Origin of the sequence: Paraburkholderia diazotrophica (assembly GCF_900108945.1) — a bacterium.
GTDB classification, from domain to species: Bacteria; Pseudomonadota; Gammaproteobacteria; order Burkholderiales; family Burkholderiaceae; genus Paraburkholderia; species Paraburkholderia diazotrophica.
This window is the reverse complement of record NZ_FNYE01000001.1, coordinates 201,298-221,198: the sequence shown is the minus strand read 5'-3', so window position 1 is coordinate 221,198 and position 19,901 is coordinate 201,298. Positions and strand designations below refer to the sequence as shown.

19 protein-coding genes and 1 pseudogene are annotated in these 19,901 nt (G+C 65.6%); 5 read left to right on the top strand and 15 right to left on the bottom strand.

Annotated features, from left to right (window positions below; translation table 11 throughout):
- Positions 1 to 179: 179 nt before the first annotated feature.
- From BMW76_RS00975 to BMW76_RS00965, 3 genes are all read left to right on the top strand, one after another.
- Positions 180 to 1,487 carry an acetyl-CoA C-acetyltransferase gene (locus tag BMW76_RS00975; protein WP_090861787.1) on the top strand — a complete coding sequence of 436 codons (1,308 nt, stop codon included), beginning with the start codon at positions 180 to 182 and terminating at the stop codon, positions 1,485 to 1,487.
- A gap of 97 nt (positions 1,488 to 1,584) precedes the next feature.
- On the top strand, positions 1,585 to 3,399 hold the full coding sequence (locus BMW76_RS00970) for an AMP-binding protein (RefSeq protein ID WP_090861783.1): 1,815 nt from the start codon (positions 1,585 to 1,587) through the stop codon (positions 3,397 to 3,399).
- An 85-nt stretch (positions 3,400 to 3,484) separates the two neighbouring features.
- Positions 3,485 to 4,435: a DUF1571 domain-containing protein gene (locus BMW76_RS00965; RefSeq protein ID WP_090861781.1), complete on the top strand. Its 951-nt coding sequence runs from the start codon at positions 3,485 to 3,487 to the stop codon at positions 4,433 to 4,435.
- Here BMW76_RS00965 and BMW76_RS00960 read toward each other — a convergent pair whose 3' ends face one another.
- The 6 genes from BMW76_RS00960 to BMW76_RS40960 form a co-directional block, all read right to left on the bottom strand.
- Positions 4,436 to 4,840, bottom strand: a complete 405-nt coding sequence (locus tag BMW76_RS00960; protein WP_090861780.1) for a hypothetical protein — start codon at positions 4,838 to 4,840, stop codon at positions 4,436 to 4,438. It abuts the gene before it with no gap.
- 54 nt (positions 4,841 to 4,894) lie between these two features.
- Positions 4,895 to 6,475 (bottom strand): FAD-binding oxidoreductase, encoded by a 1,581-nt coding sequence (locus BMW76_RS00955; protein WP_090861778.1) that lies wholly within the window; start codon positions 6,473 to 6,475, stop codon positions 4,895 to 4,897.
- Between the two features lie 158 nt (positions 6,476 to 6,633).
- Positions 6,634 to 7,188: a hypothetical protein gene (locus BMW76_RS00950; RefSeq protein WP_090862482.1), complete on the bottom strand. Its 555-nt coding sequence runs from the start codon at positions 7,186 to 7,188 to the stop codon at positions 6,634 to 6,636.
- Between the two features lie 277 nt (positions 7,189 to 7,465).
- Entirely contained in the window at positions 7,466 to 8,266 is an 801-nt protein-coding gene (locus tag BMW76_RS00945) for an anti-sigma factor family protein (RefSeq protein WP_090861776.1), read from the bottom strand.
- Positions 8,263 to 8,799, bottom strand: coding sequence for a sigma-70 family RNA polymerase sigma factor (locus BMW76_RS00940; RefSeq protein WP_090861774.1), 537 nt, complete (start codon positions 8,797 to 8,799; stop codon positions 8,263 to 8,265). Before BMW76_RS00940 ends, BMW76_RS00945 begins: the two co-directional genes overlap by 4 nt.
- Positions 8,800 to 8,830: 31 nt before the next feature.
- Entirely contained in the window at positions 8,831 to 8,980 is a 150-nt protein-coding gene (locus BMW76_RS40960) for a hypothetical protein (protein WP_177200275.1), read from the bottom strand.
- 446 nt (positions 8,981 to 9,426) lie between these two features.
- Here BMW76_RS40960 and hfq point away from each other — a divergent pair, with 446 nt between their 5' ends.
- Positions 9,427 to 9,870: an RNA chaperone Hfq gene (gene hfq / locus BMW76_RS00930; RefSeq protein WP_090861770.1), complete on the top strand. Its 444-nt coding sequence runs from the start codon at positions 9,427 to 9,429 to the stop codon at positions 9,868 to 9,870.
- A gap of 144 nt (positions 9,871 to 10,014) precedes the next feature.
- Here the strand turns inward: hfq and BMW76_RS00925 are convergent, their stop codons facing one another.
- Positions 10,015 to 10,254, bottom strand: coding sequence for a hypothetical protein (locus tag BMW76_RS00925; RefSeq protein WP_090861768.1), 240 nt, complete (start codon positions 10,252 to 10,254; stop codon positions 10,015 to 10,017).
- A gap of 278 nt (positions 10,255 to 10,532) precedes the next feature.
- On the opposite strand from BMW76_RS00925, the gene BMW76_RS40955 reads away from it, so the two are divergent.
- Complete coding sequence (locus tag BMW76_RS40955; RefSeq protein WP_177200274.1) at positions 10,533 to 10,703, top strand: hypothetical protein; 171 nt, start codon at positions 10,533 to 10,535, stop codon at positions 10,701 to 10,703.
- 276 nt (positions 10,704 to 10,979) lie between these two features.
- On the opposite strand, the gene BMW76_RS00920 is transcribed toward BMW76_RS40955, so the two are convergent.
- From BMW76_RS00920 to BMW76_RS00885, 8 genes and pseudogenes are all read right to left on the bottom strand, one after another.
- Positions 10,980 to 11,705, bottom strand: a complete 726-nt coding sequence (locus tag BMW76_RS00920) for a DUF2968 domain-containing protein (protein ID WP_090861766.1) — start codon at positions 11,703 to 11,705, stop codon at positions 10,980 to 10,982.
- 40 nt (positions 11,706 to 11,745) lie between these two features.
- The gene (locus BMW76_RS00915) at positions 11,746 to 13,143 is read right to left on the bottom strand and encodes a sigma 54-interacting transcriptional regulator (protein ID WP_090861763.1); all 1,398 of its coding nucleotides are present in this window, start codon (positions 13,141 to 13,143) and stop codon (positions 11,746 to 11,748) included.
- 61 nt (positions 13,144 to 13,204) lie between these two features.
- Positions 13,205 to 15,013, bottom strand: a complete 1,809-nt coding sequence (locus BMW76_RS00910; RefSeq protein ID WP_090861761.1) for a TadG family pilus assembly protein — start codon at positions 15,011 to 15,013, stop codon at positions 13,205 to 13,207.
- A 1-nt stretch (position 15,014) separates the two neighbouring features.
- On the bottom strand, positions 15,015 to 15,449 hold the full coding sequence (locus BMW76_RS00905) for a DUF3613 domain-containing protein (RefSeq protein ID WP_090861759.1): 435 nt from the start codon (positions 15,447 to 15,449) through the stop codon (positions 15,015 to 15,017).
- Positions 15,450 to 15,512: 63 nt separating this feature from the next.
- Positions 15,513 to 16,365: pseudogene (locus BMW76_RS00900) on the bottom strand (pilus assembly protein).
- A gap of 53 nt (positions 16,366 to 16,418) precedes the next feature.
- Positions 16,419 to 17,468: a type II secretion system F family protein gene (locus BMW76_RS00895; protein WP_090861757.1), complete on the bottom strand. Its 1,050-nt coding sequence runs from the start codon at positions 17,466 to 17,468 to the stop codon at positions 16,419 to 16,421.
- Between the two features lie 2 nt (positions 17,469 to 17,470).
- Positions 17,471 to 18,517, bottom strand: a complete 1,047-nt coding sequence (locus BMW76_RS00890; protein ID WP_090861755.1) for a type II secretion system F family protein — start codon at positions 18,515 to 18,517, stop codon at positions 17,471 to 17,473.
- Entirely contained in the window at positions 18,510 to 19,901 is a 1,392-nt protein-coding gene (locus BMW76_RS00885) for a CpaF family protein (RefSeq protein ID WP_090861753.1), read from the bottom strand. Before BMW76_RS00885 ends, BMW76_RS00890 begins: the two co-directional genes overlap by 8 nt.

Genomic DNA, 19,901 nt, shown 5'->3' with positions numbered 1-19,901 from the left:
CCGGTTACACAACGCGATCACGTAATCCGCTCACGCAACCCGCTCACGCAACGGCTTACACAGGCAATCCGCCATCACGATGGAATCATCGCCCCGCCTGATTCGTTCTGAAGCAGGTGCCGGGTGTTTCATGCTGACCTGATCCGTCGCACAGACGGACGCGACCACGGAGCTTCCTGATGCCTCATCCGTCACAACCGCTTCCCGCGCGCCGCGTCGCGATACTGGGCGGCAACCGCATCCCGTTTGCGCGCTCGAATACCGCGTATGCGACGGCCTCGAACCAGGACATGCTGACTTTCACGCTGCAAGGTCTGATCGACCGCTACAACCTGCATGGCGAGCGCCTCGGCGAAGTCGCGGCGGGCGCCGTCATCAAGCATTCACGCGACTTCAACCTGACGCGCGAAGCCGTGCTGTCGACCACGCTCGCGAAGGAAACGCCCGCCTACGACGTGCAGCAGGCGTGCGGCACAGGGCTCGAAGCGGCGATTCTCGTCGCCAACAAGATCGCGCTCGGACAGATCGATGCGGGCATCGCGGGCGGCGTCGATACGACCTCGGATGCGCCCATCGGCGTGAACGAACGGCTGCGCAAGATCCTCCTCGAAGCGGGTCGCGGCAGATCGGCGGCGCAACGCGTCGGCGCGCTAACGAAGCTGCGGCCGGGCATGTTCTTCAAGCCGCTGCTGCCGCGCAACAGCGAGCCGCGCACGGGGCTGTCGATGGGCGAGCATTGCGAGCGGACGGCGAAGCGCTGGAGCATTTCGCGCGAGGCACAAGACGTGCTCGCCTACGATAGCCACCGCAAGCTGACCGAGGCCTACGCGCGCGGCTTCCTGAACGACCTGATGACGCCATATCGCGGCCTCGCGCGCGACAACAATCTGCGCAGCGATCTGACGCTCGAAAAGCTGGCGTCGCTCAAGCCCGTGTTCGACCGCGACGCGGGCACGATGACGGCAGGCAATTCCACGCCGCTGACGGATGGCGCATCGGCCGTATTGCTCGCGAGCGAAGAATGGGCGGCCGCGCGTGGCCTGCCCGTGCTCGCGTATCTGACGTGGTCGCAGACGGCCGCCGTCGATTTCTTCGACAAAAAGGAGGGCTTGCTGATGGCGCCTGCGTACGCCGTGCCGCGCATGCTGAAACGCGCGGGCCTGACGTTGCAGGACTTCGATTTCTACGAAATTCACGAAGCGTTTGCCGCGCAGGTGCTCTGCACGCTCGCGGCCTGGCAGGACGATGAGTACTGCCGCACGCAACTGGGACTCGAGGGCGCGCTCGGCGCGATCGATCGCGAGAAAATGAACGTGAACGGCGGATCGCTCGCGACGGGCCACCCGTTCGCCGCAACGGGCGGGCGCATCGTCGCAGGACTCGCGAAGATGCTCGCGCAGCTCGAGAAGCCGGCGGGCACCGTGCGCGGCCTGATATCGATCTGCGCGGCGGGCGGCCAGGGCGTCGTCGCGATCCTGGAGCGGTAGAATCGCGCTCCCCGATTTGACCGACTACCTTTGGCAACCCGAACGGTGCATGCCCAACCAGCACACAACGACGCCGAGAGACCCAGGAGACGCCACCATGACCGAGCCCACCGCTTCGCATTCCGCGCAGACGCAAACGCAGTCCGGGTCGCAGTCGCAATCGCAGACACAGCCACCTGCCGCGCCCTCCTCCGCCCACGCCGCACCGAACACGGACGGCATCTGGTTCGCGTCCTACTCGCCCGAAGTGCCGCACGAGATCGACGCGTCGCGGTATGCGTCGCTCGTCGAGTTCTTCGACGATTGCACGACGCGCTTTCGCGAGCGCGTCGCCTATGTGAGCGTCGGCGAGAGCCTCACCTACGCGGAACTTGCGCGCAAGGCGACGGCGTTCGCTTCGTACTTGCAAAGCATCGGCGTGAAGCCGGGCGAGCGCGTCGCGATCATGCTGCCGAACACGTTCCAATACCCCATCGCGCTCTTCGGCGTGCTGAAGGCGGGCGCGATCGTCGTCAACGTGAATCCGCTGTACACGGTGCGCGAGCTGTCGCATCAGCTGAAGGACAGCGGCGCGCAGACGATCGTCGCGTTCGAGAACTTCGCGAAGACGGTCGAGGATTCGCTCGCGGGCACGCGCGTGCAGCACGTGATCGTCACCGGGCTCGGCGATCTGCTGAAGGACGGCCTGAACCTGAAGGGCAAGCTGATCAACTTCATGCTCAGACACGTGAAGAAGCTCGTGCCCGCGTACGACCTGCCGCAAGCCGTCCGACTGCTCGATGCGCTCGCAACCGGCTACGGGCGACCGCTCACGCCCATGCGGATCGCGCCCACGGACCTCGCGTTCCTGCAATACACGGGCGGCACGACGGGCGTCGCGAAGGGCGCGATGCTCACGCACCGCAACGTCGTCGCGAATCTGCTGCAGGCGAAGGTATGGGCCGAGAGCCAGCTCACCGACGAAATCGAAACAGTGCTCACGCCGCTGCCGCTCTATCACATCTACTCGCTGACCGTGAACGCGATGATCTTCATGGGCCTCGGCGGACGCAACATCCTGATCGCGAATCCGCGCGACACGAAGCGCGTGATGAAGATCCTTCGCCACGAGACGTTCACGGGCATCACGGCCGTCAACACGCTCTACAACGCGTTCCTCGACGACGAGGAGTTCCGCAAGCGTGACTTCTCGAAGCTCAAGCTCGCGATGGCGGGCGGCATGGCGATGCAGCAAGCCGTCGCCGACCGTTTTCGCGAGGTGACGGGCAAGCCGATCATCGAAGGCTACGGGCTCACGGAATGCTCACCGATCGTATCGATGAACCCGGTGGATCTGAAGCACATGCGCGAATTCGACGGCTCGATCGGCCTGCCCGCGCCGTCGACGCAAGTGCGCTTTCGCAAGGACGACGGCAGCTGGGCAGATATCGGCGAGGCGGGCGAGCTGTGCGTGAAGGGTCCGCAGGTGATGAAAGGTTATTGGAACCGGCCCGAGGAGACCGCGAAGGTGCTCGACGACGAAGGCTGGCTCGCGACGGGCGATATCGGCGTGATGGATTCGCGCGGCTATATCCGTCTGATCGATCGCAAGAAGGACATGATCCTCGTATCGGGTTTCAACGTCTATCCGAACGAAATCGAGGACGTGATCGCGATGCATCCCGACGTGCGCGAAGTGGCCGCGATCGGCATTCCCGATGTCGCACAGGGCGAGCGCGTGAAGGTGTTTATCGTGCGTCGCAATCCGTCGCTCACCGAGGAACAGGTGATCGCGCATTGCCGCAAGAATCTGACGGGCTACAAGGTGCCGAAGGTCGTCGAGTTCCGCGACGAGCTTCCGCAAACGAATGTCGGCAAGATCTTGCGGCGCGAGCTGCGCGAGCAGGAGCTGGAGAAGCTGAAATCATCGTGACGGCCTACACGTGTATTTGCGTGCCCTTGCGCGTCTGAATGCGCAGCCGGGGCGACGAAGCCGTCCGCGCTTTATGGAGCGATGCATGCATCAACCGATGTTTGTGAAGAAACGCTCGCGCTGGACCCGGCTTCGCGCCGCCCATGTCGTCTGCACGGTCTGCGCGCTGATCGCATGCATGGCCAGCACGGCCTTCGCGCAGAACGAGGCGGCGGCACTGGCGCCGAACACCGCGAACGCCGCGCCAATCGTTAGCGATGCCGCCGGCCAGGTCGCGAAGCTCACGCTCGAACAGCAGGTCAAATGGCTGCGTCGCGCCGCGCAAAGCGGTGCGCTCGAACAGATGGACGATGCGCAACTCGTCGCGCTGTTCGAATCGTTCGACCCGTTGACGGTGCCGCGCTATATCGAGCAAGGTCCAAACGGCTATCCGTCGTACGAGTTCACGATGCTGCGCCAGGAGCGCATTCGCGGCGTGTGGCCGCGCAAGCCCGATCATATGCTCGTACGGCTCACGCGCGATCCGCTGCGCATCTACGGCAAGTGGCTGCCGGGCGGTCCGCACTCGGGCCAGGAAATCATCTACGACGAGTCCAGGCGCAGCGATGCGATGTACGGCCACCTCGGCGGCCTGTTCAACATCATGCCGCTGTGGACGTCGATCGACGGATCGCTGGCGCGCGCGCAGTCGAACCATCGCGTGCGCGATCTCGGCACCGAATTCATCACGCAGCAGTTTCTCGACGAAGGCAGAAAGTTCGCCGAGGCCGGCATCACACATCCCGCGCAGATCGAAGTGAAGACGCTCGAAGGCGTGCGCGTCGTCGCGTTCACGTACGAGACGCCGACGGGCCAACCCGATTTCTACGCGAAGAAGGAAGTGCTCGGGCTCGATCTGCGGCATCCGTATTTCAGAATGGTCGAATCGTATGGCAACGATGGACAGATCTTCGAGCGCATCGTGTTTGTGACGATCACACCGAAGACCTTCGAAGACATGGTGTTCGATCCGAAGAACCCGGAGTACAAGTTCTGATCATGTCGTCAGCGCGAAGGCGACGGCCGGGCTTTGATTCTGCCCAGTCATCGACGCATGCGCTTGCGTGAGCGCAGCGCCAGGTTGCAGCGCGAGACGCGCGAGCACGAAGAAATCGGCGGCGCGCGTGACGCCGATCAGCGTGAGGCGCCCGTCCGCCTGCGCCGCGCGCGGCGCGAGCGTTTCGTACCACAGCGCGGCGATGTCGGCGTGCGGCGCGTCGTTGATGTCGAAAGCGGGCAGACGGGCGCGCGCCGCATGCGCCGACAATGCCGAGGATTCCGGCAAGCTCGTATCGATCAGCGCGATGTCGGCGAGCAGGCCATCGGCATGAAGCCACGGCACGCCCCAGGCTGTCGTCGCCGATAGCCACGCGCCCGCCGCGATGAATGTGCGACGTTCCATGTCGACGCTACCTCCTTCTCCCTGCATGCGTAGTCACCACGCGCATCACGACAATCACGTATAGCCGCGCTTGCCGCGAAACGCCTTCGGCCAGATGCCCTGCTTGCCCGGCGACAGAATGCCCGCGGGATCGAGCGCATCCTTGATCGTCTCCGACAGCCGCAGCAGCGCGCCATCGTTGAAGTTGTAGCGCGCCGCCGCGAAATCCATGTAGACGAGATGCGAGCGGTACTCGCCATAGCCCGCGCCGTGCGCATCGCTCATCCATGCGCGCAGCAGATCGCCGGCCTGTTCGCTTTGCCGCGCGTCGCTGTGATCAAAGATCGCCGCTGCGATGTGATGCAGATGCCGCTCGCCCGCCGTGAAGCCGCCGTAGTAATCGAAACCGTATTCGTTCGCGCGCGCCTTCGCCATCGTGTACTGGCGCATCGCATCGCGCCCCGTCGCGGGACACAGGGGCGAAAAATCGACATGCGCGCCGCTGCCGCCGCGCCAGTCGAGCATACGAAACGCCGTCATCGCCGGAATGCCCGCCAGATTGCGATCGCCGCCCGCTTCGGGCTCTGCGTTGCCGTCGTAGATCTTCGACATCATCCGCGCGCCCGGAATGCGGCCGAATGCGCGGCGCACAAGCGTCTCTTTCGCGTCGATCACGGTGCGCTCGCCGTACAGCGCGTAGTGCAGGTTCCAGCGGCCGATCTTCAGCGCGTCGGTCATCGACGCGATCGCGCTTTCCGGCATCACGCCCTCGCCCCGATACCACTGCGAACGCGGCCCGATGCCCGCCGCGCGCCGCAGCGCGCCTTCGATGACGGCGTGATTGCCGATCGTGCCGTCGAGGCGCAGCGGCCTCAGCGTCTCGACGACGGCGTCCAGATCGTCGTCGCGCTGAAACTGGATTTCGCCCAGCAGATAGGCGCTCGGCACAGGCATCAGCCAGACGCCCATCTTCGTGACGATGCCGTAGTTCGACTGCATGAACATCGGATCGAACGACGGTCCGTAGCCATGCTTGAAGGCCTGCCAGGACGTGCCGATCTCGATGCCGCCCATGCCTGTGCGCACGACGTCGCCATTCGCGAGCACGACCTCCATCCCGCATTGCGTCGCCGCGTGATCGCCGTAGGCCGTCGTGCCGAAGCCGCGTTCGAGCGTATTGCCGACGATGCTGCCCCAGCCCGCTGCGGGCGGATCGACCCACAGCCGGTAGCCGTGCTCGCGCAAATAGTGGTGCAGGTCGAAGTAGCTGACGCCGGGCTCGACGAGCGCGTACGCGAGCGGCTCGTCGACGGCGAGAATGCGGTTCATCCGTTGCAGGTCGAGCACCACCGATCCCGCGAGCCGCGGCGCCGCGCCGCCATACGCGAAGTTGCGCCCCGTCGACACCGTCCACAGCGGAATACGGTACTCGTTGGCGACGCGCAGGATCGCGCGGATCTCGTCGACGTTCGCGGGGAGCAGCGCCGCCGACGGCACGAACGACGCGGCGAGCGTGCCCGGCGCGAAAGGATCGGCATAAGGCGCGAGGCTCGCCGCCGACGACGCGAGCTGCGTCGCGCCGACGATCGCTTCGAATGCGGCGAGCGCCCGATCGAATGCCGCGGCGGAAACGTCCGGCGGCAGAGTGCGTGTCAAGGCGCCTCCATGTGGCATCGACCATGCTGCGTCGAATTGTGGGTCGAGTTGCGTGTTGGTTGGGTATTGGGTTGCGTATTGGTTGCGTATTGCCCGGCTCGCGGCGGCATTCGACGGACGGCGCCCATGCGGTGCCCACTTGGCACGCGACGGCGTGTTCAGCGTCCGTGCGCGCCGCCTCCATGCATGCCGCCCATGCCGCCCCACGTGTGCGATCCGCCGCCTCCGCCATGCATGCCACCCCAGCCATGCATGCCGCCCCCGCCGTGGAATCCGCCGTGCCCGTTGAATCCGCCGTGCCCGTTGAATCCGCCGTGCCCGTTGAATCCGCCGCCCGCATGCCCCCAATGCACGTGATTCATGTGGTGAAAATGGTGGAAGCGGTCGACGAACACGAACGACGCGCCGCCAACCACGACAGGCGGTCCCGAATACCACGGATCATAGTAAGCATAGGCCGGAACGGGATAGACGGCAGTCGTGTCCGTGCCGTTGCCCTGCTGGATGCGCCACGTGCCGTCCGGCTGCCTGCATGCGATGCCGCTGATCTGCTGCATCGTGCCGTCGATTTCCGCCTGGCCCACGACGGGCTGACATACGGTGTCGCCAGCGTTGTCGCCGAACTGCTCCTGCGCGGCGACGGGCTGCGCGGCGAGCACCGCACAACTGGCGCACACGCACAGCGCCGCGCCGATTCCTGACAAAGTACGCATGATTGATCCCGCTTCGACGGTGCGGTGTTGCGGCGCGCGGCGCGCGCCGGCGCCGTTAAGACCCCGTCGATTCGCCTTGCAGGCAAAGTGACAAGCCACCCGTTCGCGCCCGTCGAAGCCGACGGAACGCGCGCCTGCATAACGACATAAACGCACACGCGTGCGGCGCTATTCCTGCGCCGCGGGTTATAACGCGGGCCGGTCTGTTACCCGGTGTTTCGGTTGTTTACTTCTGCAAGAGAAGGCGAAGCGAACAGAAGCACGGCGCGAGCGCAGGCTACTGCCAGGCCTCCGGACGTCCGCCGAGCTCGCCGCAGACTTCGATCGCAATGGACCGCAGCTTGGCTTCTTCGATCGGGCCCGAGAGCGCGTAGCCCATGTGGTCGCTGATCCAGTAGAACGTGCGGCGATTGCCGTCACGGAACAGACGAAACGCGGTTTCGTCTCTGGGAATGCCCGTCACGTAAAGCGTGAGCCGTGCACCGCTCTGGTTTTCGTACATGAATTGCGCGGCGGGCCCCGCCTCGCCCGGCAGCAGCCGCCCGCCGACGAGCATATAGCCGTATTCCTGCAGCGAAGGCACGGACAGATGACGGTTGAGCCGCTTGGACAGCCACGTGATCAGATGCTCTTCCTCGCTCGCGGCGACTTCGACGGGATGCCGGCGCTCCGGCGTGTAGACGGCGTAGGCGATATCCGCGCGCTTCACGAACGACATGACCTCGCCGTTGCCACCGCCCGTCAGACGCGGGACGAGCGGGCCCAGCGCGAGTGCAAGCCCCGCGCCCGCGATCACCCAGCACGCCGCGATGCCCACGCGCCGCCACCACGGCACGCGGGCACGCAGCACGATCACGGGTGGCTCCTCGCGCTCGCGCTCGTTCGCGCCGCACAGCGCCTGCAATGCCGCTTTTTGCGCGCGCCACGACGCGACTTGCGCGGCCGCTTGCGCATCCTTCGCAAGATGTTCCCGCACGGCCGCGTGCTCGCTCTCCGGCAATTCGTTGTCGACGAATGCCGACAGCGCGCGCAGGTCGGGCGCGCCCGTGGAACCGGTCGAATGTTCGTCGTTGTTCATTGCCCGTTTCTCGCCCCGTTTCTGACCACTTTCAGCGACGGCGACTTGTGTTGTACTGGCCCTTCCGTCAACAGCGCCCGCATGTGCTCGCGCGCACGGGACAGCCGCGACATCACCGTGCCGATGGGCACGCCCAGCGCGGCCGACGCTTCCTGATAGCTCAACTCCTCTACGCACACGAGCAGCATCACCTCGCGCTGCTCGACGGGCAGACAATAAAGCGCGCGCTGCACGTCGCGCAACACCAGTCCGTCGACTTCACCGTGCGGCGCTTCGAGATTGCGCCACGGCGCGCTCTCGTCGTCGACCGCAATTTCACGGCGCACGCGCAACTGGTCGATGTACAGATGACGCAGGATCGTGAGGAGCCACGCGCGCAGATTGCTGTCGGGGCGAAACCCCTTCCATCGCGCGAGCGCACGCTCGGCCGTATCCTGAACCAGATCGTCCGCCCAAGCTGGGTCGCCCGTCAGTGCGCGCGCGTAGCGGCGCAACTGGGGGAGCCACGAAATCACCTCCGCTTCGAACTTCACCCCGGCGCTAGCCGTCAAGCGAGCGCGCGCATCAATAGCCGCCGCTGCTGCCGCTCGTGCCGCTGCTGCTCGCGCCCGACGAACTCATGTCGCCGGTGGACTGACACGCGCTCAACGACAACGAAGCAAACCCTAGCGCCACGATCACGGATACGGCAGATACCAGTCTGGACACTTTCATGAAGACCCTCCTGTATGGACCACGCCACGCGTGACGCAGCCATGCGTTGAATGGACAAATCATGCGGAATCGCACGACGCCGGCGGCGGATGCCGCAGCCTTGTGTGCGATGCCTGACTGATAAACGCTCACAACATGCGCTTTATTCCAGAGCATCCGTCATTTATTACCCGTCCGCCTTCGGGTATTGCCCCGACGAGCACGCGTTGCGAACGACTCACACGCGGCATGCTCATTGCGCGGCGACGCGCGAACGTTGGATGGCGCGCACTGCGAAGCAGGATTTCGTAACTCAACGTTACACATGGGTTTTAAGGGATGCTTCCGCGCTCACAAGTGGTTATAGTGGGCGTCAGTCAGTTCGCGTTTGGCGCCCGTCACGCCGGCCCGCAGCCACAACGGGTAAAATCCCCGGCGAACAACCGATTTTCTATACTCAATTGTCCATGCCTCCCGCAGAATCGCATCCGCAAAACGACTTCATGAACGCGGCGCGCAAAGAACGCAAGCGCGTCGAAATTTACCTCGTCAACGGAATCCGGTTGACGGGCTGCATCGAGTCGTTCGATCAGTATCTGGTGATGCTGCGCACGCCCGTCGGGCTGCAAGGCATCTACAAGCGCGCCATTTCGACGATCCAGCTCGACACGGGCACGCGTCCCGCGCCGCGCGCAGGCGGACGGACGTCACATGGCGAACATGCCGCGCGCGGTCCGCACGGCGCGCGCGAGCATCGGGAGCCGCGCGAACAGCGCGAGCCGTATGGCGGCGCGCCGCAAGCGCCGTCGGACCGGTCGTCGTCGGACGGCCCGGTGGTCGTCACGCGCCGCCGGCGTCTGTATGGCGCGGGCAACGATCAGGGCAACAACAACGGCGGGAACGCCGAATAAGCGGCCCAAGGAGCGTGAGAGGCCAGCAGGAAGCCATCCAACGCGCCGCCCGGCAAGTACCGAACAAGCAGCCCGATTAGGGGCTGCACGAGTCGCCAGACAGGCGACGACACGTCTAACCGGCGTGTGCGGCGCGCCGGCATTTCACGCGACGGACGAGCCAGCGCGATCGGCCAGCTGCTTCAGCATCCTCTCGATCCGCATCCCCTGCTGCGCGGTCAACTCATAGCCGCCCTTCACTTCCAGCACCCTGCGACGCCAATAACGTGCGTTGAGCCTGCGCATCATCGGCTGACGCGTCGCCCATTCCAGATGCTGCAGTTCCGATTCGACGACATGCGTCGCGTTCAAGCGCTGTCTGCTGTGATATCCGTCCGCCTGCATGGGCCTCCCTCGCATGTCCGCCGCGACCGGCTCGCTGTGCGTGCCGCCGTCCCGATGCGCTAAAAACGAATCATCAGGCGAAAAATTCCATCGGCCTGCATCGGCGGCCTGTCCTGCCGCCTAAAACCACTTCATGACGCTTTTCCGAATGTCGAATGACAGCGCGCGCGACGAGTGAGCATGCGCATCGTCCTATGCCATCCGGCCAGGCGGTCGGGTTCACGCGATTGAGCTATTCTGGTTGCTCGATACCGTAGAACGTCATAGCGGAGCACGTCATGTCGAACACGAAGCCGAAAGTACCGAAGCCAACCGAGGAACCCCACACCACGGAAGAGCGCCTCGACGAAGCGCTCGAAGAAACCTTTCCCGCAAGCGATCCCATCGCCGTCGATCCCGAAGAAGCCGACGAAGGGGGGCATCAGCGCAAGCAGAAGAAGTCGCGTTGAGTGAGCGGCCGTGGCCGTCGTTAATCAGGAACAAGCATTCCGAAGTGCGCGCGGCAAAACTGCGCTTGCGGTTCGCGCCCCAGGCAATGCCGCCCTGGACGCGTGAACGTTCGCGCGCACGAGCGTGCGCATAATCACGCGTTGCCGAGCCGCGAACGAGCCGCGAACGAGCCGCGAACGAGCCGCTAACAAGCCGAAAACGAGCCGTGGACGATCCATGAGCGAGCCGCGAAGCGATAAAAGTCCCGCGTGGCTCGCAGGAAAGGCCGCACCGGATCAGTGCGCCGGCAATCCGCTTTCGAGTTGCCGCTGGAGATCGCGCACCTGGCGCTGCGCGGCGCGCAACTGCTCCTGCGCCTGCGCCTTCTGCTGCGCCAGCGAGGCCGCTTCCGCGCGGGTCTGCTGCTGCATGCTGTTGACGATGGTCTGCTGCTCGTGCGCGACATTCAGGTCCGCTTGCAGACGGTTCGCGCGCTCCTGCGACAGCGCGACGAGGCGATCCGTGTACGCCTTTTGCGCTTCGAGTCTCGTGCGGCGAATTTCGACGTCGGACAGCTGCGCCGTCTGACGTGCGAAGTCGCGATAGATCTGCTCGGCACGCGCGTCGTCCTGCGTCTTGATGACGCGCCAGAAGTTCTTCTGCTGGAACAGCGCGACGTAGTACGTCATCGCCTTCGCGTTGAACAGCAGACTTGCCCCGTAGCTGCCGTTGTACGTCGTGCGCAATTCGGCGATGTCGCTGCCGTGGATCATCTGTTGCAGTTCCGCGACATTGCCCGTCGCCGACTGCTTCGCTTCGTCGGGCGTGAGGACAAACGTTTGACTCGCCGATGTGGCGGAAGCCGCCGCCGTAGGCGTCTGTGCAGCGACGGCCGTGGCGGCGGTGGTGGCAACTACTGCGCCGTTTTCCTCTGAAGCCTGCGCGTATGCCGCCCCGTGAACAGCCCCGAAAACAATGCATGCCGACAGCGCGATGTGTCGAACTTTCGACTTCTGGTCCATGTAATTCTGCCCGTATCGTGTTGTAGTTTTGCAAAACCGGCTAATTATTACTCAGTTCTCGCGTTTCGGGTTCCTCGTCGAAAATCTGGTACTTGCGCATCTTCTCCCACAGCACCTTGCGGCTGATCCCGAGATAGTGCGCCGTGTCCTGGCGACGCCAGCTGTTCGCATCGAGCGCCGCGATCACGCGGCTGCGTTCGGCCATGTCCCATTTGCTGCGGTCGACGAGCACTTCCGCCGCGCTCTCGGCGGGCACGGGCTGGCTGCTGCGCGCGGTCGCCAGCAGCCGGTGCAGCCGCGGCGCGTCCCAGGCGCCGATCTGCCGCACCGTCACGCCGATCCGTTCGGCGGGATTGCGCAGCTCGCGCACGTTGCCGGGGAAGTACGTATCGGCGACGGCATCCGCGAGCCAGTACGGAAGGTCGGGCAGCGTCGCGAGCCGCCCGGCGCCCACGACAGCCGCGATGAACGCCTTGAAGATCGCGATCTTGTCGACGGCGCCACGCTCTTCCAGCGACGGAATCCTCAGCTCGATCACTGCGAGCCGGTAGTACAGATCCGCGCGGAACGTGCCGTCCTTTACGAGCTGCGGCAGGTTCCTGTTGGTCGCCGCGACGAGCCGGAAGTCGAGCTTCACGGGCGTCGCCGAGCCGATGCGCGTGACGGCGCTGTCTTCGAGCACCCGCAGCAATTTGACCTGCTGATACATCGGCAGATCGCCGATTTCGTCGAGAAACAGCGTGCCGCCGTCGGCCTGCTCGAAATAGCCTTTGTGTGCGCCGACCGCGCCCGTGAACGACCCTTTCGAGTGTCCGAAAAAGAGCGATTCGAAGAGCCCATCGGGAATCGCGCCGCAATTCACCGCGACGAACGGTCCCTGTCCGTAGCGCGAATGTTTTTCGTGCAGCAGTTGCGCGATGCGCTCCTTGCCGACACCCGTTTCGCCATGCACGAGCACGCTCGTGTCGCAGTCGGCGAACGTTTCGACTTCGTGCAGCAACGCCTGCATGCATTCGGAGTTCGCGACGAGCGCACCCGATTCGAGCGTCTGCGCGGAATGCGCGCGCAGCTGCACGACGAGCTTCGATACCATGCCGCGCAACTCGGCACACGTGAAGTCGAGCGGCAGCACGTGCGAGTACTCGGCGGGGAACATCGCCGGATCGTGATCGCGCGGCGCCGCGCCGACCCAGATCACGGGCATCGCGTGCGTCGCCTGCAGATCGCGCACGGCAAAGCCCGCCGTATCGATCACCGACACGCTGATGATCGCGAGCGACGGCCGCATCGACGTACGCTCCGGCGAGAGCGCGATAGCGTCGGCGCGAATCACTTCGACGTCGAAGCTCGCCATGCAGCGCGCGACGCGATCGACGATATCGGCCTTACCTTCCCAGACATACAGGTCCAGTTCCTCGATCCTGGTAGTGGTTTTCATGGGTGAAAAATCCGTTCACCTTCGATTGATGGGATGGCCATGGCGTTTTCCGTCGATCTGTTCAGTTGACGAGTTGCGCGTCGCTGCACGTCTGCGAGATCGCGTGGACCGTGCTCACGCCGACCTGCGCGCCGAGCAGTTGGAAAAGCGGAACGAGCAGCGTGTCGAGTCCGCTGAGGAGCGGCGTCAGCGAGCCGACCAGAAAGGTCAGCAGCGGCTGCACCGCGCTCGACACCGCCGGATTCGCCGTGGCGCCGCCCACGCTCACGAAGAGCGCGTCCGGCTGTTGCAGTTGTGCCGCGAGTTGGGCCAGCAGTTCGCCCGCCGCCGAGCCAAGGCCGTTGGTGTTGGTCGATTGATAGTCGTCGGTGTCACCTGCGACGCCGTTGAATGTGCGCGTCGTCGGCTCCGACGCCTGCAAGGTGGCCTGCACACCCGACGGCGGCGAGACACTACCGACATTGATATTCGCCGACACCGACGTCAGAAGCAGTGGCACCGTCAGCGTTGCGATCGTTGCCGGCTGCTGGCACGTCGACGGCGAGGTCAGGTTGCTCATGTTCGACGCGGCATCGCCGCCGATGCATGCGTTCGCGATGCCCGTCCGCACGACGATCGTGCTCGTGCTCGCCGCTCTCGATGCCGCGCACTGCGTCGCGGCCAGGTCTGCCGTACCCTGCGCGGCTTCGACGTAGAGCGGCAGATCGACGGTCACGGCGGGCAACAGCAGGATCGGCGGCACCTGTAGCTTGACGTCCAGATACGCGCGGACCTGCGCGGCGTGTGCGCTCGTCCTATAGTTGCCGCTGCTGTCCATGCCCGACTCGCCCACCGCAATGACAGGCGGCTGAAGAATCGCGGCCTTCGCGGTCAGCCTCGCCGGCAACGTGATGCCAGGTATCGCCGACGGATCGAGCGCCGCGCCCAGCTCGAGCGCCGACTTGCCATGCGCGAGTTCGGCGGCGACGATCAGCGCATCGAGCGCGCTGACAGTCGCGGACGCCGCCGCCTGTTTATCGGCAAGTCCGATCGCGAGCAGTCCCGGCGCGCCCGCGCTGTCGCCGAGCGCGAGCTTCGGCCCGCCGTTTGCCGCCGCCCGGATCGTTGCGAGCGCCGACGTCACACTGGCGCTCGCGGTGCCGTTGCGGCTCAACACCGTCGCCATCGCGTCCGCGAGGTCTGCGACAGTCGTGTTCGAATCGAGCAGATCGTTCATCGATGCCACACCGAGCTGCGTCGCCAGATCGCCGAGCTGCACGTTCGCCGACGCGAGCGCCTGCCATGCCGCGACATCCAGCGACACGTTCGCGCCGAGCAGCGCGCCCAACAATCCGTTGATCGCGCCGCCAGACAGCGTGGCGAGGCTCGTCGACAGCGCGAACGACGCGGTATCGACGGCTTTGGCCGTTGCGACCGCCTGCACGTCGCGCGCGGGCCCGATGAAAAAGTGCCGCACGTTTTGTGTGGCCGTCACCTGCACGGCGTTCAACGGCATAGCGCCCGACGTATCGAATTGCGTGTCCCCGCCCGTCCTGCTCCATCTGCCGCATATGACACTGACGGGGCCCGCGCCCTTATAGCCGTTCTGGGGCGCGCTCTGTTGCGCCGAGACCGTCGCCGTCGCGCAGCCGCCCGCCATGCCGATGGTCTGCGCGCCCGCGACGGCGGCCATGTCGGCCGAGCGCTGCAACTGTCGGCGCACGAGGTACACGTTGCCGACGTCGATCACGCCCAGCGCCACAACGTCCGCGCCGATCCACACGGCCGCCAGCACGGCTGCCGCGCCGCGCTGACGGCGCGCGCTCGCGCGAAAGACGCGCTCTCGCCGCAACGGTATCGACGGACGGCAACGAATGTCTATCGACGCCATCTCAGTTCTGCGACGCTCCGCCGACGTTCGTGTAATCGACGTGCAGCAGGTTGCCGTTTCCACTCAACGACGAACCGAACGACGCGGGAACCTTCGTCCTGAACGAGTCCATGTGGCGCTGGTACGCGAGCCCCGCTTCTTCGCCGAGCATCGACAGCGCTGGTGCGGCGGCCGCGCCGCTGCGCTGCAGATCGAGCCAGCCGCGCGTCGAATGGCCGATCTCGGTCGCGAGCAAGGGTGCGTGTGCGCTGCCGTTTCCGTATTGGCGTTTGCCGTATTGGCGTTTGCTGTATTGGCGTTTGCTGTATTGGCGTTTGCTGTACTGCCGTTCACCGTACTGCCGCTCACCGTATTGCCGTTCGCGCTTTGTGCCCACGCGCTGCCCACTGCGCAACACGCCACCGTCACGCAGCCCGCTGCCATCACACCTCGCCATGTCATGACCGTTCTCATCGTTCGCTCCCTTGCCTCGCTGCCGTCAATCGCGCAATGCGCGCCTTCACTGTGCAAACCGTTGCAGCATCCGCTGCGATTGGTCGACGTCCTGAATGCTCGCGACGGGCCCGCCGGACGCAGGCAGCACGCGCGGCTTCTGCGCGCGCGGTTCGCTGTTGCGGCGCGCCCGGCTCGCGGCCGCGACCTTCGCCGCTTCGTCGCGAATCTGCGCGCGCACGTCCGGCGCGAACTTCTGGTCCTTGATGAGCGCCTGCGCACGCGCCGTCTGCCCGTCGGCGAGCAGGTACAGCGCGACGTTGCCGATCACCTTCTGGTTGTGGCCGTCGAGTTCGGCCGCCTTCATCAGCGGCACGCGCGCGCCCGCGACATCGCCCGCGACATCGCCCGCGCGCAGCCGCGCGTAGCCGAGATCGGAGAGCGTCGCAACATCCGTCGGTTCAAGCTCGACGGCCGTCTCCAGCGCCTGCGACGCGCGTTCGAAATCGCCCGACGCGCCCGCCAGCAGACCGAGCCCGCGATAGCCACGCGCCGCGAGCGGCGTGCGCAGCAATTGCGTATAAGCGGCGGCGCTCGCCGCGTGCTGATCGGTGGCGCGCAACGCATCGGCGCGCAGCAGGATCGAATCGGGCGACGCGCCGTACTGTTTCTCGTATGCATCGATATGCGCGAGCGATGCGTAGTACAGCCCCTGCGCCTGCATCCTGTCGATCAGGCCGAGATACATGCCGGGCGTATCCGGCGCGGTATCGCGCGCGGACTGCTGCAGCTTCGCTTCGCGCTCGGCCTGCACGCCGACACCGTAGCCCGCTTCCCGCTTCCTTTACCGCGCACGCGCCGAGCAGCGCGCAGATGCCGGCAGGCACAGCGAGCCGGATCACGTGCTGGATTGCGTTCATGCACGCCGCGCGACGAGATGGGTTCATTCGATCGTTCATGATGTTTCGTATCCCTAGCGATGCACGGCCGCCGATGCCGCGAGCGAATGCACGACAGCGAGCACACCCGGCCCCGCCGTCACGATCAGCAGCGCGGGCAAAAGCGTCACCACCATCACACCCGTCATCTTCACGGTGAGACGGCCGATCCGTTCGCGCAGCATCGAGCGGCGCGCTTCACGCAGACGGTCGCCGAACTGACTGAGCGGCTCCTGCACCGCGCCGCCGTGGCGGTCCACCTGGATCAGCAGACGCACGACCGCCCGCAGGTCTTCGTTCGCGTAGCTCGACGCGAGACGCTGCAGCGACTGCTCGCGCGTGCGTCCCGCCGCGGCCTGCCGCTGCGCAATCGCGAGTTCGCCGGACAGCACGGGCAGCACATCGCGAAAATCGTTGACCATCACCTGCAGGCTCTGATCGAGCGACAGTCCGACGCCCTGCAGCAGACGCAGCAGATCGACGAGCATCGGCAGTTCGTCGACCACAGCCGCGCGCCGTGCCGTCGCGCGCCGCTGCACGGCGATCTTCGGCAGCATGAAGCCCGCGAGCAGCGCGATCACGACGATCGCGGGCGCGCGCGGCCCATGCAGGTCGAAGCCCATCAGCGCAAGCGCGGCGAGCGGCAGCAACAGCGCGCCGCCGAGCCGCGCAAAGAGGAACAGACGTCGCGCCCGCGCGTCGACGAAACCGCATTGTTCGAGCAGACGCCGGTCTTCGTCCGCGACGACGTGGCGGCCAAGCGGCGAATCGAGCCAGCGCATGCCCGCGCGCGACGCGCGCTCCAGCAGCGGATGCGGGCTTGCACCTTGCGCGGAGTTATCGGGATTGCCCCGCGTTGTGCGATCGGCAGTGCCCGTTGCCGTCGAGTTGGCGTTGGAACCGGCATTGGCGCTCGACGCCGTGCGCATCGCAGCCGCCTGCGACGCGCGCTGATCGAGCACGTCGGCGAGCATGCGCGCGCTGCGCCGGCCGGCCATATGGCGCTTCCATAGCATCGCGCCCGCCAGCAGCGAGGCGAGCGCGGCACACGCGAGCGCGAATGCGGCAAGCGAAAACGCGTCCATCGTCAGCCCTTCAGCCGCGCAAGGCGGTACAGCAGAAACGCGCCGAGCATCTGCAGCGCGAACGCGAGCCAGACAAGCTTGCGGCCCGTCGCGTCGTTCCACATCCACGCGAAGTAGTGCGGGTTCGATGCGATCAGAAACCCGCCGATGCCGAGCGGCAACAGCGTCAGCACCCACGCGGAGAGCCGCGTCTCCGCCGACAACGCGACGAGTTCGCGCTCCGCCTGTTCGAGATCGCGCATGAACGACGCCATGCGATCGAGCATCACGTCGGCGCGCCCGCCGTATTTCACCGACAGGCGCAGCACCGCGCCCACCAGCTCCAGTTCGCTCGTGCGATAAACCTGCGCGACGTGATACAGCGCGCGGTCGATCTCGACGCCGGCGCGCAGCATCCGCGACACGTGATCGAGACACTGGCGCAGCGGCGCTTCCGTCGTCTGCAGCGATGCCTGGAAGGCGGCGGGCACGCTGTTACCGAGCACGATCAGCCGCACGATGCCGTCGAGAAACGATGGCAGCTGACGCACGATCGTCTGACGCCGCTTCAGGATGCGGCGCGACATCAGCACATAGAGCAGCACGACGCACGTCGCGAGCGTCATGAAGAACGCGCCCGCGCCGCCGCGGCTGCCCGCGAACATGGACAGCGCGAGCGAGCCGAGCAACGGGGCAAGCGCCGCGACCTTGGCGTTCGAAATCCCCGCGCGACTCATCGATTGATCGAGCACGAGCGCGACGCGTGCATTGAGCTTGCGCCAGCGGCTCGAATCGTTGGCCGTCTGTGCGAGCGGTTGTGCGCGCATCGGTTGCACGGGTTGCTGTGTCGTGAGCGGCTGCGCGCGCATGGCGCTCGCCGGATGCATGCCCGCCGCCACGACGCCCACAGATGCCGAAGCCGACGTCATCTGCGCCATGCGGCTGTCGATGAAGCGCTCGGTGCCCGCGCGCTCGTCGCGCTGCGCGCCGCGCCGCACGACGAGCAGCGCGCCCGCCACGCACAGCAGCGCGAGCGCGGCAACGAGCAGCGCGGCGCTATCGCTAGACATTGAAGCCTCCGTCGCCGCCCCTGCCGCCGAAGCTTCCACTGAATCCGCCCGACATGGCGTCACCGAAGCCGCCGTCGAAGCCCCCTCCCATGCCGCCGCCGAGCGCCTGCCTGAACCGCGCGAGCTTCGGCGAATGCGGATGAATGCCGAGCGACGTCCAGTTGTCGGCCTCTTCGCCTTCGGGCGTCGTCAGCGGCTCGTAGCGATACAGCTCCTGTGTCGCGATGATGTTGTCCGACAGCCCCGTGACCTCGGTGACGGACAGGATGCGCCGCCGCCCGTTCGACAGCCGCCCGATCTGCACGATGAAGTCGATCGCATTCGCGATTTGCCGGCGCAAGCTCGATTCCGTGCCCTGAAAGCCCGCGAAGCCGGCGAGCATTTCGAGCCGGTACAGACATTCGCGCGGCGAACTCGCGTGCACGGTGCCCATCGATCCGTCATGGCCCGTGTTCATCGCCTGCAGCATTTCGAGCACTTCGCCGCCGCGCACTTCGCCCACGATGATGCGGTCCGGACGCATGCGCAATGTGTTGCGCAACAGGTCGCGGATCGTCACGAGGCCGCTGCCGTCGAAGCCGCCCGGACGGCTTTCGAGCCGCACCACATGCGGATGGTTGAGCGACAGCTCGGCCGTATCTTCGATCGTCACGACGCGTTCGACATCCGGGATATGAAACGCAAGCGCATTGAGCAGCGACGTCTTGCCCGAACTTGTGCCACCCGACACGAGGATATTGCAGCGCGCCTTCACGGCCGCTTCGAGCAGCGCGCCGATCTCCGCGTTGTACGTGCCGTTCGCGAGCAGATCGTCGGGGCGCAGCGGGTCCTTGCGAAACTTGCGGATCGATACGACGGGTCCGTCGATCGACAGCGGCTCGATCACGACGTTCACGCGGCCGCCGTCGGGCAGACGCGCATCGACCATCGGATTCGATTCGTCGAGCCGTCTGCCGATGGGCGCGAGAATGCGCCGCACGATACGCAGCAGGTGCGCGTTGTCCGCGAAGCGCACGGGAATTTTCGTGAGCATGCCGTGACGCGACACGTACACGTCGTTATAGCCGTTCACGAGAATGTCCTCGACGGCGGGATCGTTCAGCAGATCCTCGATCGGCCCGAAGCCCGCCAGTTCCTTCGTCAGCGCCTGCGCGATCAGCCGCACTTCGCTCTCGTTAATGGGAAACCGGCGCAGCCGCACGAAGCTGTCCATTTCGAGATCGACGAACTGATGGATCGCGTTGCGCGACCAGCGGCCGAACTCGGCGCCCAGTTCCTCGATGCGCGTGAGCAGATGTTCGTGCGCCGCGTTCTTGATGTCCTGGAACTGCTGGCTATGCGCGAACGCGGGTGCGTCGTCGGCAAATTCGATTTCTTTTGCCAT

Bases quoted from the DNA above. Each gene is read 5' to 3' on its own strand.
- BMW76_RS00975 (WP_090861787.1), top strand. From the start codon at position 180: ATGCCTCATCCGTCACAACCGCTTCCCGCGCGCCGCGTCGCGATACTG.
- BMW76_RS00970 (WP_090861783.1), top strand. From the start codon at position 1,585: ATGACCGAGCCCACCGCTTCGCATTCCGCGCAGACGCAAACGCAGTCC.
- BMW76_RS00965 (WP_090861781.1), top strand. From the start codon at position 3,485: ATGCATCAACCGATGTTTGTGAAGAAACGCTCGCGCTGGACCCGGCTT.
- BMW76_RS00960 (WP_090861780.1), bottom strand. From the start codon at position 4,840: ATGGAACGTCGCACATTCATCGCGGCGGGCGCGTGGCTATCGGCGACG.
- BMW76_RS00950 (WP_090862482.1), bottom strand. From the start codon at position 7,188: ATGCGTACTTTGTCAGGAATCGGCGCGGCGCTGTGCGTGTGCGCCAGT.
- BMW76_RS00945 (WP_090861776.1), bottom strand. From the start codon at position 8,266: ATGAACAACGACGAACATTCGACCGGTTCCACGGGCGCGCCCGACCTG.
- BMW76_RS40960 (WP_177200275.1), bottom strand. From the start codon at position 8,980: ATGAAAGTGTCCAGACTGGTATCTGCCGTATCCGTGATCGTGGCGCTA.
- hfq (WP_090861770.1), top strand. From the start codon at position 9,427: ATGCCTCCCGCAGAATCGCATCCGCAAAACGACTTCATGAACGCGGCG.
- BMW76_RS00925 (WP_090861768.1), bottom strand. From the start codon at position 10,254: ATGCAGGCGGACGGATATCACAGCAGACAGCGCTTGAACGCGACGCAT.
- BMW76_RS40955 (WP_177200274.1), top strand. From the start codon at position 10,533: ATGTCGAACACGAAGCCGAAAGTACCGAAGCCAACCGAGGAACCCCAC.
- BMW76_RS00920 (WP_090861766.1), bottom strand. From the start codon at position 11,705: ATGGACCAGAAGTCGAAAGTTCGACACATCGCGCTGTCGGCATGCATT.
- BMW76_RS00915 (WP_090861763.1), bottom strand. From the start codon at position 13,143: ATGAAAACCACTACCAGGATCGAGGAACTGGACCTGTATGTCTGGGAA.
- BMW76_RS00910 (WP_090861761.1), bottom strand. From the start codon at position 15,013: ATGGCGTCGATAGACATTCGTTGCCGTCCGTCGATACCGTTGCGGCGA.
- BMW76_RS00905 (WP_090861759.1), bottom strand. From the start codon at position 15,449: ATGGCGAGGTGTGATGGCAGCGGGCTGCGTGACGGTGGCGTGTTGCGC.
- BMW76_RS00895 (WP_090861757.1), bottom strand. From the start codon at position 17,468: ATGGACGCGTTTTCGCTTGCCGCATTCGCGCTCGCGTGTGCCGCGCTC.
- BMW76_RS00890 (WP_090861755.1), bottom strand. From the start codon at position 18,517: ATGTCTAGCGATAGCGCCGCGCTGCTCGTTGCCGCGCTCGCGCTGCTG.
- BMW76_RS00885 (WP_090861753.1), bottom strand. From the start codon at position 19,901: ATGGCAAAAGAAATCGAATTTGCCGACGACGCACCCGCGTTCGCGCAT.